This is a genomic window from Sphingomonas sp. PP-CE-3A-406 (genome assembly GCF_003688625.1).
Taxonomy (GTDB): domain Bacteria; phylum Pseudomonadota; class Alphaproteobacteria; order Sphingomonadales; family Sphingomonadaceae; genus Sphingomonas.
The window spans coordinates 755,640-768,961 of record NZ_RCWY01000002.1 but is presented as its reverse complement, the minus strand read 5'-3'; the positions used below and the strand labels follow the sequence as shown (position 1 = coordinate 768,961).

General features: G+C 66.3%; 13 protein-coding genes. 8 read left to right on the top strand and 5 right to left on the bottom strand.

Annotated features, from left to right (window positions below):
- Nucleotides 1-293 precede the first annotated feature (293 nt).
- Nucleotides 294-2,492 carry an excinuclease ABC subunit UvrB gene (uvrB, locus tag C8J44_RS10015; RefSeq protein ID WP_121904358.1) on the bottom strand — a complete coding sequence of 733 codons (2,199 nt, stop codon included), beginning with the start codon at nucleotides 2,490-2,492 and terminating at the stop codon, nucleotides 294-296.
- 166 nt (nucleotides 2,493-2,658) lie between these two features.
- Here uvrB and C8J44_RS10010 point away from each other — a divergent pair, with 166 nt between their 5' ends.
- Together C8J44_RS10010 and C8J44_RS10005 are read left to right on the top strand one after the other, a co-directional pair.
- Nucleotides 2,659-3,489 carry a ferredoxin--NADP reductase gene (locus C8J44_RS10010; protein WP_060526489.1) on the top strand — a complete coding sequence of 277 codons (831 nt, stop codon included), beginning with the start codon at nucleotides 2,659-2,661 and terminating at the stop codon, nucleotides 3,487-3,489.
- Between the two features lie 170 nt (nucleotides 3,490-3,659).
- Nucleotides 3,660-4,046 carry a VOC family protein gene (locus tag C8J44_RS10005; protein WP_121904357.1) on the top strand — a complete coding sequence of 129 codons (387 nt, stop codon included), beginning with the start codon at nucleotides 3,660-3,662 and terminating at the stop codon, nucleotides 4,044-4,046.
- Nucleotides 4,047-4,318: 272 nt separating this feature from the next.
- Here the strand turns inward: C8J44_RS10005 and C8J44_RS10000 are convergent, their stop codons facing one another.
- A complete protein-coding gene (locus C8J44_RS10000; RefSeq protein WP_121904692.1) occupies nucleotides 4,319-5,482 on the bottom strand; it encodes an MBL fold metallo-hydrolase in 1,164 nt (387 codons plus the stop codon).
- A 119-nt stretch (nucleotides 5,483-5,601) separates the two neighbouring features.
- Between C8J44_RS10000 and C8J44_RS09995 the strand changes: the two genes are divergently transcribed.
- Nucleotides 5,602-7,182, top strand: coding sequence for an amidase (locus C8J44_RS09995; protein WP_121904356.1), 1,581 nt, complete (start codon nucleotides 5,602-5,604; stop codon nucleotides 7,180-7,182).
- A 121-nt stretch (nucleotides 7,183-7,303) separates the two neighbouring features.
- On the opposite strand, the gene C8J44_RS09990 is transcribed toward C8J44_RS09995, so the two are convergent.
- Nucleotides 7,304-7,708 carry a DUF4345 domain-containing protein gene (locus C8J44_RS09990; RefSeq protein WP_121904355.1) on the bottom strand — a complete coding sequence of 135 codons (405 nt, stop codon included), beginning with the start codon at nucleotides 7,706-7,708 and terminating at the stop codon, nucleotides 7,304-7,306.
- Entirely contained in the window at nucleotides 7,705-8,163 is a 459-nt protein-coding gene (locus tag C8J44_RS09985) for a DUF2721 domain-containing protein (RefSeq protein ID WP_056053043.1), read from the bottom strand. The genes C8J44_RS09990 and C8J44_RS09985 overlap by 4 nt, the downstream gene beginning before the upstream one ends.
- A 93-nt stretch (nucleotides 8,164-8,256) precedes the next feature.
- On the opposite strand from C8J44_RS09985, the gene C8J44_RS09980 reads away from it, so the two are divergent.
- Nucleotides 8,257-9,354: a GNAT family N-acetyltransferase gene (locus C8J44_RS09980; protein ID WP_121904354.1), complete on the top strand. Its 1,098-nt coding sequence runs from the start codon at nucleotides 8,257-8,259 to the stop codon at nucleotides 9,352-9,354.
- A gap of 12 nt (nucleotides 9,355-9,366) precedes the next feature.
- Here C8J44_RS09980 and trmB read toward each other — a convergent pair whose 3' ends face one another.
- Nucleotides 9,367-10,047: a tRNA (guanosine(46)-N7)-methyltransferase TrmB gene (trmB, locus tag C8J44_RS09975; protein WP_121904353.1), complete on the bottom strand. Its 681-nt coding sequence runs from the start codon at nucleotides 10,045-10,047 to the stop codon at nucleotides 9,367-9,369.
- A gap of 65 nt (nucleotides 10,048-10,112) precedes the next feature.
- Between trmB and C8J44_RS09970 the strand changes: the two genes are divergently transcribed.
- The 4 genes from C8J44_RS09970 (at nucleotide 10,113) to C8J44_RS09955 (ending at nucleotide 13,139) form a co-directional block, all read left to right on the top strand.
- Entirely contained in the window at nucleotides 10,113-10,937 is an 825-nt protein-coding gene (locus C8J44_RS09970) for a formate/nitrite transporter family protein (protein WP_121904352.1), read from the top strand.
- Nucleotides 10,937-11,566: a phosphatase PAP2 family protein gene (locus C8J44_RS09965; RefSeq protein WP_121904351.1), complete on the top strand. Its 630-nt coding sequence runs from the start codon at nucleotides 10,937-10,939 to the stop codon at nucleotides 11,564-11,566. Before C8J44_RS09970 ends, C8J44_RS09965 begins: the two co-directional genes overlap by 1 nt.
- A gap of 91 nt (nucleotides 11,567-11,657) precedes the next feature.
- The gene (locus tag C8J44_RS09960) at nucleotides 11,658-11,942 is read left to right on the top strand and encodes a hypothetical protein (protein ID WP_121904350.1); all 285 of its coding nucleotides are present in this window, start codon (nucleotides 11,658-11,660) and stop codon (nucleotides 11,940-11,942) included.
- A gap of 117 nt (nucleotides 11,943-12,059) precedes the next feature.
- Nucleotides 12,060-13,139, top strand: a complete 1,080-nt coding sequence (locus C8J44_RS09955; RefSeq protein WP_121904349.1) for an AI-2E family transporter — start codon at nucleotides 12,060-12,062, stop codon at nucleotides 13,137-13,139.
- Nucleotides 13,140-13,322 lie beyond the last annotated feature (183 nt).

Sequence of the window (13,322 nt, the reverse complement as noted above, 5' to 3'; positions counted from 1 at the left end):
GATGTGAAGACCGGGGGCGCGTTCACAGGAGCGGGGGGCGGCGTCGGGGCCGTGGGCGGAACGGTCGGCGAACTTGCCGAATCGCTACCGCCACAGGCCGTCAGCAGTAAGGCCGCGATCGGCGCCGTGATCGCGGCAACTGCAGCCCACGGACGCGATGCGCCGCGCGAACGCGCGACGGCTTTGATGGTAGCGATAATCGTTACTCCCCAGAACCCGGCCCCCGCCGGATCAGCCACGCTACCGTGGATCCGCGCGGACGCCAAGGGGCGGGGCGACCGAAGTTCGACCGATTATCGCGACCGCGAGCCCCCCATTCGCATCTTCTGGCTCTTGCCGTAGCGTGTCTTTCGCGTGCCCGGCTTGCCCTCGTTCGACCGCCCCATGACCGGCGCCTTCTGCTGGTCGACCGGCAGGCCCAGTTCCTCGTTCTCCAACTGTCGGATTTCGTCACGCAGACGCCCGGCGGTCTCGAACTCCAGATCCGACGCAGCCTTGCGCATCTGCTTCTCGAGATCCTCGATATACGCGCGCAGGTTGTGGCCGACCATGTGCGGGCGGTCCTCGTCGATCGGGATCGTTACCTGATCCTGAGACGCTACGTGCGCGATGATGTCGCCGATGTTGCGGCGGATCGTCGTCGGGGTAATGCCGTGCTCGGTGTTGTACGCGACCTGCTTCTCGCGGCGGCGCGACGTCTCGTTCATCGCGCGCTCCATCGATCCGGTGACGCGGTCGGCATACAGGATCACGCGGCCGTCGACGTTGCGCGCGGCGCGGCCGATCGTCTGAATCAGCGACGTCTCGGAACGCAGGAAGCCCTCCTTGTCCGCATCGAGGATCGCGACCAGCCCGCATTCGGGAATATCGAGCCCCTCGCGCAACAGGTTGATGCCGATCAGGACGTCGTACACGCCCAGGCGGAGATCTCTGATAAGTTCGATGCGCTCCAGCGTCTCGACGTCGCTGTGCATGTAGCGGACCTTGATCCCCGCCTCGTGCATGTATTCGGTCAGATCCTCCGCCATCCGCTTGGTCAGCGTGGTGACGAGCGTGCGGTAGCCGAGCGCCGTGGTCTTGCCGACCTCGACGATCAGGTCCTGGACCTGTTCCTCGACCGGCTTGATCTCGACCGGCGGATCGATCAGCCCGGTCGGGCGGATGACCTGTTCGGCGAACACGCCGCCGGTCTGTTCCATCTCCCAGCTGCCCGGAGTGGCCGAGACATAGGTCGTCGGCGGGCGCATCGCGTCCCATTCGTTGAAGCGCAGCGGGCGGTTGTCGATCGCGCTCGGCAGGCGGAAGCCGTATTCGGCGAGCGTCAGTTTGCGACGGTGATCGCCGCGCGACATGCCGTTGATCTGGCCGATCGTGACATGGCTCTCGTCGACGAACAGCAACGCGTTGTCGGGGAGATATTCGAACAACGTGGGTGGCGGTTCGCCCGGCATGCGGCCGGTGAGGAAGCGCGAGTAATTCTCGATCCCCGCGCAGGAGCCGGTCGCGGCGATCATCTCAAGGTCGAAGTTCGTCCGCTGCTCAAGCCGCTGCGCCTCCAGCAGCTTGCCCTCAAGCACCAGCTCCTTCAGCCGCTCGGCCAGCTCGTGCTTGATCGCCTCGCCCGCCTGCTTGAGCGTCGGGCCGGGGGTCACGTAATGCGAGTTCGCGTACACGCGCACCGAGTTCAGCGACGCGACCTTCTTGCCGGTCAGCGGATCGAACTCGATGATCTCCTCGATATCGTCGCCGAAGAACGAGATGCGCCACGCGCTGTCCTCGTAATGCGACGGGAAGATCTCCAGCGTGTCGCCCTTCACGCGGAAATTGCCACGCTGGAACGCGGCGTCGTTGCGCTTGTACTGGAGCGCGACGAGCTTCCGCACGATCTCGCGCTGGTCGACCGTCGTGCCCTTCTTCAGGTCGAAGATCATCGCCGAATAGGTCTCGACCGAGCCGATGCCGTACAGGCACGACACCGACGCGACGATGATGACGTCGTCGCGTTCGAGCAGCGCACGGGTGGCGGAATGCCGCATCCGGTCGATCGACTCGTTGGTCGAGGATTCCTTCTCGATGTACGTGTCGGAGCGCGCAACATACGCCTCGGGCTGATAATAATCGTAATAGCTGACGAAATATTCGACCGCGTTTTCGGGGAAGAACGACTTCATCTCGCCGTAGAGCTGAGCGGCCAGGATCTTGTTCGGCGCGAGGATCAGCGCGGGGCGCTGGACGCGGTTGATGACGCTGGCCATCGTGAAGGTCTTGCCTGAGCCGGTGACGCCGAGCAGCACCTGGTCCTTCTCGCCGTCGCCGATCGCGGAGACGAGTTCGGCGATCGCGGTGGGCTGGTCGCCGGCGGGTTCGTATTCGCTGACGAGGTTGAACCGCTTGCCGCCCTCGACCTTGTCGGGGCGCGCGGTCGGGCGGTGCGGGACGAAGCTTTCGCCGGTTTCGGGCTCGGCGAGACTGGTGCGGATCTGAATGGCCATCGAGGGGGAATATGGGGAACATACGGTGAGTCGGCAACGGCCACGGGACCTGTTTGGGCGATGCCAAGTTTAGCTGTTGTTGACCCGTCCGGCTCGCGCCCATAATGCGACCGTTTCGCAAGCCATCGATCCGCCAGCGCCCGCGCGCAGGCCAAGGAATAGACGCATGACCGCCCCGACCGTCGAAGCAACCCGCGCGCCCGCGCTGATCCCCGAGACCCCCGCGTTCCTCAACGCCAAGGTGCTGTGGGTACGTCACTGGAACGAACATCTGTTCAGCTTCGCGATCGAGCGGCCCTCGACCTTCCGTTTCCGCTCGGGCGAGTTCGTGATGATCGGTCTTCCCCAGGAAGGCGGCAAGCCGATCATGCGCGCCTATTCGATCGCTTCCCCGCATTATTCGGAGGAACTGGAGTTCCTGTCGATCAAGGTCGAAGACGGTCCGCTGACCTCGAAGCTCCAGCTGATCCAGCCTGGCGACGAGGTGTATCTCGGCAAGAAGCCGACGGGCACGTTGGTGCTCGACGCGCTGCTGCCGGGGAAGCGGTTGTTCATGTTCTCGACCGGCACCGGCCTCGCGCCGTTCCTCAGCCTGATGCGCGACCCCGACGTCTATGCTGCGTATGAGCAGGTGATCGTCGTGCACAGCGTGCGCCGCGTGAGCGATCTCGCCTATCACGACGAGATGGTCGGGCTGCTCTCGGAGGATCCGCTGATCGCCGACGAGGCGCAGACGCAGTTCCACTACATCCCGACCGTGACGCGCGAGCCGTTCCGCACCACGCGGCGGATCGGCGCGCTGATCGAGGATGCGTCGCTGTTCGGCCACCCGGTCCGCGGCGAGCAGAAGCTCAACCCCGAGACCGACCGCGCGATGCTGTGCGGCTCGACCGAGATGATCAAGGAGTTCGCGGTGATGCTCGAGGCGAATGGCTTCGAGGAGGGCGCGAACTCGAAGCCGGGTACGTTCGTGATCGAGCGCGCTTTCGTCGGGTAATCCACGACCGCAACGCTAGCTGTTCCCCCGCGAACGCGGGGCCCAGGGATTACATCACTGCCGCATGCCGGGAGGGTTCGGGCCTGGACCCCCGCCTTCGCGGGGGAACAGCTAGTTGCGTCCCCGCGTAACCCTCCGATATCGCTCCTTATTCATAAGAGGAGAGACCCATGATCGGTTACGCGACGCTCGGCACCAACGACATCGACTCGGCGCTGGCGTTTTACGACGCGCTGTTCGCGACGGTCGGCGGCAAGCGCCTGATGCAAATGCCCGACGCGCGCCAGTTGACCTTCTACGGCGCGGGCCCCGACAAGCCGATGCTGGTGATCGGCAAGCCCTATGACGGCGCAGCCGCGACCGCGGGCAACGGCACGATGGTCGCGTTGGCAGCGGATTCGCGCGAGCAGGTCGACCAGGTCTACGTCAAGGCGATCGAACTCGGTGGCGCGGACGAAGGCGCTGCCGGCACGCGTGGACCCGAGGAAATGGGCTTCTACGGCGCGTATTTCCGCGATCCGGACGGCAACAAGCTCTGCGTGTTCAAGATGGGGTGAAGCGCGGGCACGATTGACGGAAATGCCACCCCGGCGAAGGCCGGGGCCCAATTGGAAAGGTGGCAGTAACGAGGGGCTGTCTACATTAGCAGCCTTCCCCAATTGGGCCCCGGCCTTCGCCGGGGTGGTTGGATGTGGAGCCGGCGTTACGCTTCTCTCTCGTTGTTCTCCCGCGAAGGCGGGAGCCCAGTCTGGGTCCCCGCCTTCGCGGGGAAACAGGCTTACTTGGTCTCAGGGAATACGCGCCGAACAACTCCGGGGTGACGGAAGAATTAACGGAGTGCGCGAACCTGCGGCGTATCGAGACACTGCAACAAGGCCGCCCGAGCCATCGGCGTTACCGTCGCCGGCTTCACATACTCCGCAACCTCCGTGGGCCGCCCAGTCGCCACCGGCGTGAACCCAGTCTGCCCCGTACACCGCATCGCCGCCGCCAGCAGCTTTGGCGGCGTATCATACCCCTCGAACGACAGCCGGAACGTCCCCCAGTGGATCGGGATCGCGTGCGCCGCGCCGAGCCGGCGATAGACCTCGACCGCATCGACCGGCCCGATATGGCTGCCCGACTCCATCTGCCCGTCGACGAACCGGAACGCGCCGATCGGGATCAGCGCCAGCCGGATCGGCCCCAGCGCCGCCGCTTCGACCGGCCACTGGCCGTCGCCCATCCCGGTATCGCCCGCAAAGAACACGTTCCCGCCCGGCAGCGTCACGACGAAGCTCGACCACAGCGCGCGATTGCGATCGGTAAACCAGCGACTGCCCCAATGATGGTTGCGCGTCACGGTGACCGCGACGCCGGGCTTGATCGCTACCCGCTGCCCCCAGTCGAGCGCGATAGCCTGCGCGCCGGTCTGGCCGATCACGCTGTCGTTGCCCAAGCTCGTGACGATGCGCGGCCGATCGCGCTCCCACAGCCGCTTCAGCGTCGCCTTGTCGAGATGGTCGTAGTGATTGTGGCTGACCAGCACGAGGTCGATCCTGGGCAGCGCATCGAACGCGATCCCCGGCTCGGCGATACGACGCGGACCCGTGCCCAGCGGCCCGGCCTTCTCCGCCCAGACCGGATCGGTGAGGATGTTCAGCCCCTGCGTCTGGATCAGCACGCTCGCATGGCCGACCCACGTCACGACCATCCGCTTGCCCTCGACACGGGCGGGCGGCGCGATGCGGTTCACTGCGACCGATTTCGGCCACGCAGGCCGCCCATCGCTGCCGGTGAAATAGCGCCAGAAGAAGCTCGCGCGACCGCCACCGGCGGGCTGGATCTGCTGCGTGTCGGCGTCGTTGTCGGGATTGGCGAAGTGCGCGCCGTCGAAATGGCCGCTCGCCGGTCCGCGGTAGTAGATGCGGTCGAGGAAGCGTGGGACGATCGTCACCGTCAGCGCGACGATCACGACCGCCAGCAGCACGACGCCCCCGACGATCTTCAACACGAGACGCACGCCATTCCCCTATCCGTTGCTGGTCCGTAACGCATCGTGTCGAGCATCGTTCAGACCGCTTGGCGCAGGCCCGCAACCCCGATAGCCTCGTGCCAAAGGGGATTCGCAAAATGCGTCAGTTTATCATCGGGCTATTGCTCGCGACCGCGCTTCCAATCGTGGCCGAGGCGAAGACCGTCGCCGTCGAGGAGCAGTCGATCGACCAGCTCCAGGCGGATATGACGTCCGGCAAGGCGAGCAGCGTCGACCTCGTCCGCGCCTATCTCGCGCGGATCGCCGCGATGGACCGCAAGGGGCCGACTCTCCGCGCCGTCATCGCGCTCAACCCCGACGCACTGGCGCAGGCCAAGGCGCTCGACGCCGAGCGCAACGCCGGGCGCATCCGCGGGCCGCTCCACGGCGTGCCGGTGCTGATCAAGGACAATGTCGAGACCGCGGATGCGATGCCGACCACTGCGGGCAGCCTCGCGCTGAAGGATAATCTCACGCGTCGGGACGCACCCGTTGTGGCGCAACTCCGCGCCGCGGGGGCGGTGATCCTGGGTAAGACCAACCTCAGCGAATGGGCGAACATCCGCTCGACCCGGTCGATGAGCGGCTGGAGTGCGGTCGGCGGCTTGGTCAAGAATCCCTACGCGCTCGACCGTACCGCGTGCGGATCGTCGAGCGGCTCGGGCGCGGCGGTTGCGGCGAGCTTCGCGGCGGCGGCGATCGGCACGGAGACCGACGGTTCGGTGGTGTGTCCGTCGTCGCTCAACGGACTGGTCGGGCTGAAGCCGACGCTGGGCCTCGTCAGCCGCACGCATGTCGTACCGATCAGCCACAGCCAGGATACGCCGGGGCCGATGGCGCGGAGCGTGCGCGACGTGGCGACGCTGTTCTCGGCGATGATCGCGGCCGATCCTGCCGATGCCGCGACCGCGGGGGCAGGGGCTTACAAGCGCGACTATGCGGCCGGGCTGTCGACCAGCGCGCTGTCGGGCCTGCGCGTCGGCGTGCTCCGGCCGGAGATGACCGCGGACCTTGCCGCGAAATACCAGGCCTCGCTTGATGTGCTGAAGGCTGCGGGCGCCGTGCTGGTCGAGGTGAAGCAACCCAAGCTCGATGGGCTCGGCGAGGCGGAACTCGTCGTGCTCCAGACCGAGTTGAAGGCCGACCTCGACACCTATCTCGCGACCACGCCAGCGGCGGTCGGCACGCGGACGCTCGATCAGGTCATCGCGTTCAACACCGCCAACGCGGGCACGGAGATGCCCTTCTTCGCGCAGGAGACGTTCGAGGCTGCGGCGAAGACCAAGGGGTTGAACGATCCGGCGTACAAAGCAGCGCGCGCCAAATCGCTGCGGCTCGCGGGTGCGGAGGGGATCGACGCGATGCTCAAGGCGGCGGGCGCTACATTACTGGTCGAGCCGACCTACGGCCCCGCGTGGCTGAGCGAGCCTGTGTACGGTGATCAATACGGCGGCCCGAGCTCGAGCGGACTGCCGGCGGTGGCGGGGTATCCGAACCTGACCGTGCCGATGGGGCTGGTCCGCGGTTTGCCGGTCGGGTTGTCGTTCATCGCGACGAAGTATGGCGACGCGGCGGTGCTGGGCGCGGGCTATGCGTACGAGCAGCGGGCGAAAGCACGGGTCGCGCCACGGTATCTGCCGACCGCCGACGTCGGGGCGGGGATGGAGGCTGCTCGCTAGTATGACCCGGCTGGTCTGCTGGCCGCCAGACCGCGCTGCCGCACACGTCCCGTCATCCTGACGAAAGTCAGGATCCAGAGCCAGGAGGTCCGTACTGCGTGACCCTGGATCCTGACTTTCGTCAGGATGACGGCGAACTGGCAGCCCGCTTCGCGAAATTCCACTGCCAGAGCATCAGCAACGGCACGACCACCGTCTCCATCGCCAGCCCGAGCACGTGGCCCTGCGACGGCACGCCTACGGCCAGCAACGAAATCCCGCGCGATACGCCTCCAACGAAGATCAACCCGCCAAGCAACCGAAACCGCGGCCCCTTGCGCTCGATCGCCGGAATGCAGCTCAAAAACCCCAACCCGGTCGCAAAAAAGATCCCCGAGATGTACCGGAAATGGCTGTCCAGATCGCGCGGCACATCGGTCAGATGCCCGAACGGAGCCGGCCCGTGCAGCACGCCTTGCCCACCGACAATCAGCGGCAACAGGCATGCGACCGCGACCACCGCCTGCAATACGCGTTTCTCGATCACAACAGGTCCTTCAGCAATTCAGGCCGGATCCGGAAGGCTCTCAACGACATCCTGACCTCGAAAATGAAGGAGACTAGCGCCGCGATCAGCAGGATCATCGCGAGGATGAAGCACAGCGCGACCGCGGTGCCGAAATGCAGCTTGGCGAGTTCGGCGATGAACAGCAGCGCGATCAGCACGCAGGTCATGATCGCGCTCGATACCGCCAGGAACAGCGCCGCGTTGATGATCGTCATCCGCCGGTCGAGTAACCGCAACTCCCAGCCGTAGCGCGTGCGATCGGCTGCCGAGAAATTGGGGTGCAACTGCTCCAGTTTCCGCGCGCGGTCGATCACGCGCGACAGCCGCCCGGCCAGCACGTTGAGCAACTGGCCGATGCCCGCGAGCATGAACACGGGCGCGAGCGAGAGCTGGATCGTCTGGGCGATCGTCGAAATGGCGGGGATCGTCGGCATGACGGCCACCATGCTGGCGAATGCCGCCGATTGCAAAAGGGGTGATCGCAAAAGAGCATGCAATCGTAACCTTCTGCGAGGTATCGGGAGCTAATGTCCAAGCCGATGCTCCTGGCCGACTTCGTCCGGCTGCCGCCGATCGTGCGCAGCGACGTGGTCGAGGGGCTTGCCGCCGCGATCGACACCGTGGCGGAACGGGGCGCGCCGAGCCATCGCTTCCTCCGCTTCGGCTGGTACGCCGCCGCGCTCGCCGCGTACGGCGGGCAGGCGCGGACATTGGTCGTCGAACAGGACGATTCGCCGGTGCTGACGCTGCCGTTCGTCCCGCGCGGCCCGGCCGCGTTGGGGATCGCGGCGATCCCCGGATGCTACTGGCCGTTCCGCAGCTTCGGCCTCGCGCTCGAACATAGCGATGCCGCGCTGAAGACCGCGCTGTCGACGCTGTCCGCGCATATGAACGGCTTGCGAATCGGTCCGGTGTATGACGATGATTTCGCCGCCACCGCGCTGATCGCCACCGCCCGCGCGAATGGCTGGGTGGTGATCGACCGCCCGATCGGCGAAAGCTGGTCGCTGGATCTCCGCCCGGTCGTCGACGGAAAGCCCTGGCCGCGCCGTTCGACGCTACGCAAGAACCGCTTCCACGAAAAACATCTTGCCGACCATGGCATGCTCGAGTGGCGGTTCCTGTCGGGCGGCGATTGGCCTGCCGCGTTCGAAGCGCTCGGCACGATCGAGGAGAGCAGCTGGATCGCGCATGCAACCGATCGCAAAGGCATGAAATTCGCGCGCGACGGTCATCTCGCCTTCTGGCAGGCCGCCGTCGCCGACCCGGTCCTGGCCGCGATGTTCCGCGCCGCGCTGCTCGGCGTCGATGGCAAGCCCGCCGCGTTCTCGTTCGACATCGATACGGGCGACCTGTTGTACGCGATCGCGAACAGCTACGATCCGCGCTTCGCCAAGCATTCGCCCGGCAAGCTTCTCTACTGGCGCAATATCGCCGCCGCGCTCGCGCGTGGCACGCGCCGGATCGACTGGGGGGCGGGCGACAGCGGCTACAAGCGCGTGATTGGCGCGCGGGTCGACGCCCCGATCCGCGATTGGCTGCTGCTCAGGCCTGGGCTACCCGCGCTCGCCGGTCGCGCCCTCGGCTGGCTCTGGCGCCGCAGCGGGCACCACACCCACCGCTAGCGCCCGCGCGGATCACACCCGCAGGTAGCGATAATACCAGACCTCGTGGCCCTGCCGCCGGGCTTTGCGTTCGTACCGCGTCTCGGGCCAGTCGTCCGGGCGCGTCAGGAAGTCGTGCGGGGTTTTTGCCTGCCATTCGAAATCGCGACGCGCGTTCATGATCATCATCGACCAGCGGCAATAGGTCGGGTCGTCGGTGCCGAGCCGGAACTCCGCGCCCGGCTTGAGCTTGGCGGCGATCGTGTCGAGCGGACCGTGATTGACCATGCGCCGCTTGGCGTGACGCGCCTTCCGCCACGGATCGGGATGGAGCAGGTACAACCGATCGAGGCTCGCGTCGGGCAGGCGCTCGATCACTTCGAGCGCGTCGCCCATGTGCAACCGGACGTTGCTCAGCTCGCCATCGCGGATGTGCGCTAGCGCGCCGACGACACCGTTGAGGAACGGCTCGCAGCCGATGAAGCCGACGTCCGGGTTCATCGCGGCCTGTCCTGCCAGATGCTCGCCCGCACCGAAGCCGATCTCGACGTGAAGAGGGCGGTCTTCGCCGAACAGGGTCATCGCATCGATCGGTCCTTCTTCGGGCACGGACAGGTCGGCGAGCGTTTCCTCGACGAGCGCGGCCTGGCCGAGACGCAGCTTGTGGCCCTGGCGACGGCCATAGAGGCGGCGGATAACAGAAGGATCGTTCATCGCCGCGCGCTCTAGCGGGCGATTGCGCCGGAGCAAAGCATGACGCGAACCGTTGCACGCTCGTAATGGTCGACAACGCTTCCAATTCGCCCGGCGAAGACGTCGAGGACCTCAAGGCCGCGGATGCGCAGGACCTGCACAAGGCCGTGCGCGAGGCAGGTGAGGAGGAACTCGACCGCCCGGTGTCGTCGCTGTTCTTCTCGGGGCTTGCCGCGGGCATGGCGATCTCCAGTTCGCTGATCGCGGAGGGGGCGTTGCATCAGGCACTGCCCAACACGCAGTGGCGGACGATCGTCGTGTCGCTCGGCTATCCGATCGGCTTCCTGGTCGTGATCCTCGGGCGGATGCAGTTGTTCACCGAGAGCACGATCAGCGCGATGCTGCCACTGGTGACGAAGCCATCGGGCTGGGCGCTGAAGCGGACGCTGCGGCTGTGGGGCGTGGTGCTCCTCGCCAATCTGATCGGGACAGCGATTACCGGCGGTGCGATCGCGGCGGGGGTGCTCGGCAACAGCGAATTGCGCGGCGCGATGATCGAGGTGTCGATGCGGATCACCGAGCTTTCGGCCTGGGCGACGTTCGTCAACGCGATTCCCGCCGGGTTCATGATCGCGATCCTCGCCTGGTCGCTGCCCAACGCGCGGCAACAGGCGTTCATGGTGATCTTCGCGATCACCTATGTCGTTGCGATCGGCGGGTTCAGTCATTCGATCGTCGGTTCGGACGAGGCGTTCCTGCTGCTGTTCTCCGGCCATACCGGCGTGTGGCAGACCTTTGCCGAACTGATCCTGCCCGCGGTGCTCGGCAACTTGCTGGGCGGTGCGGGGTTGTTCGCCTTGCTCGCGCATGCACAGGTGCGCGGCGAGATGGACGGACAGGGCGATACGTGATGAGCAAGACCAAGCAAGCCGCAAAGGCCGTCGAGAAGGCGGACCGCGACGCGACGCACAAGGCCGCCGAGCACCGCGACGAACCGCTGGTCAAGGCGACCGGGTTCCTCGCCGAGATCGGCGACCAGCCGCAACTCGTGGCGACCTCGATCGGCACGGTCGTGATCGGGCTGGTTGCGCGCAGGCCGGACGTGATCCGCGGCGGCGTGCGGATGCTGGCGGCGCACGCGGCGGCGACCTTCGTCAAGTCCGCGATCAAGGCGTCGGTCGATCGCACACGCCCTGAAAAGGCGATCGAGGATGGCAAGGCGCGGTTCGAACCGGGCAAAAGCGACGAGCACGAACAGACCTCGTTCCCGTCGGGCCACACCGCCGGCGCGGTGGCGGTCGCGCGTGCGGCGTCGCGCGACATCGACGGGGCCGGGACACCCGCCGCGTTGATCACCGGCGTGGTCGCCGTCGCGCAACCGATCAACGGCAAGCACTATCTGTCCGACCTCGTCGTCGGCGCGGCGGTCGGCTGGATCGCCGAGGCGATGGTCAGCGCGGTGTTTGACCGGGTCGCACCGGTGATCGAAAGCGTCGCCGCGGAAAAGCTGCCTTTGCCCGGCGCTGCGGCTAACGCTTGATTAGCCATACTTTTTTCGCGGATGGCGGCCTCGCGTGGAACCGTTACGAGCCCGTGACGGTTTGCGACCTCAGCACCAGAGGGAAGATACCATGAAGAAAATCGCCATCGCCACGATGATCGCCGCCATCGCACTCCCGCTCGCAGCCTGCGGCGGCAAGGGCGACGACAAGCTCGGCAGCCAGGTCGAGAAGGCCGCGGACAACCGCGCCGATTCGCTCGACGCGGCTGCCGACAACCTCGAGGACCAGGCCAAGGCGGTTCGCAAGGACGGCGAGCGTCAGTCGGACGCGATCGACGATGCAGACGTCAACGCGCAGGCGATGCCGCAGTCGCAGAAGGATGCGCTGGTCAACGGCAGCGAGAAGCTTCGCTGATAGCGCCCGGCGCATAGCTGCGCCGAAAGATGAGCCGTCCCCTGGTGAAGACCGGGGGGCGGCTTTTATTATAGGGTGTCGGCGGATCGCGGTGCGGCGCCAGCAAAGGGGTAGGACATGATCGACAGGCGTCGGCTGGAAACGGGGGGCTTCATCGTCTTCCTGGTGGCGATAACGGTAGCGTTGTGCATCGTCGTCTCGACCTTCGCGGTGGCGTTGCTGTGGAGCGGGCTGGCGGCGATCCTGTTCCAGTCGCTGTACCAGTGGTTGCTCAAGCGCTGGCCAGGTAGGCGCAATCTCGCGGCGGCGATGACGCTGCTGATCATCTTCGTCGCGGTGATCGTGCCGACGCTGATCATCGGCAGCCTGATGATCGACCAGTCCGCCTCGGTCTACGCCAAGCTGCAAAGCGGGCAGATCAACTTCGGCGCGTATTTCCAGCAGATCCACGACGCGTTGCCGCGCCGGATCCAGGGTGCGCTCGACAAGGCCGGGCTCAACAGCTTCGAGCAGGCGCAGTCGCGTGTGTCGACCATCCTCGGCAACAGCGTCCGCTCGATCGCCGGGCAGGCGCTGTCGATCGGTCGCAACGCGGCCGCGTTCGTGCTGTCGTTCGGGATCGGGCTGTACGTGACGTTCTTCCTGTTGCGCGATGGCGACAAGGTGGGGCCGGCGATCCGTCGTGCGCTGCCGCTGGAGCATTCGGTGGCGAAGACGCTGGTCGACAAGTTCGTCGCGGTGGTCCGTGCGACGATCAAGGGATCGGTGATCGTCGGTCTCGCGCAGGGTGCGCTCGGCGCGGTGACGTTCTGGATTGTCGGGGTGCCGGCAGCGCTCCTGTGGGGGCTGTTGATGGCGTTGACGTCGCTGCTGCCGGCGCTGGGCCCCGCGCTCGTCTGGGTCCCGGTCGCGGTCTATCTGCTAGCGACCGGCGCGATCTGGCAGGGCGTGGTGGTCGTCGTCTCGGGCGTCGTGGTGATCGGCCTGGCCGACAATATCCTGCGCCCGATACTGGTCGGGCGGGATACCGGCATCCCGGATTACATCGTGCTGGTGTCGACGCTCGGCGGGATCGAGGCGGTCGGGATCAGCGGCATCGTCGTCGGTCCGTTGGTCGCGGCGCTGTTCCTGACCGCGTGGCAGATCCTCACTGAACAGCGGCATGCTCAGGTTACGGACCGGGTTAGGCCAGAGTAGCGGCTGAGCTTGTCGAAGGAAGGGTCGGCGTTCGTGACGCGTGCTTTGATACGAGCCTGGCCTTCGATAATCCCTCTCCCCTCGGGGAGAGGGAGGGCCCCGCACGGCGAAGCCGGGTGGGAGGGTGAGGCGGAGTGAGGCTCGGACCCTCTTCCCAACGCCCCTCACCCTTCCGTCGCCAAG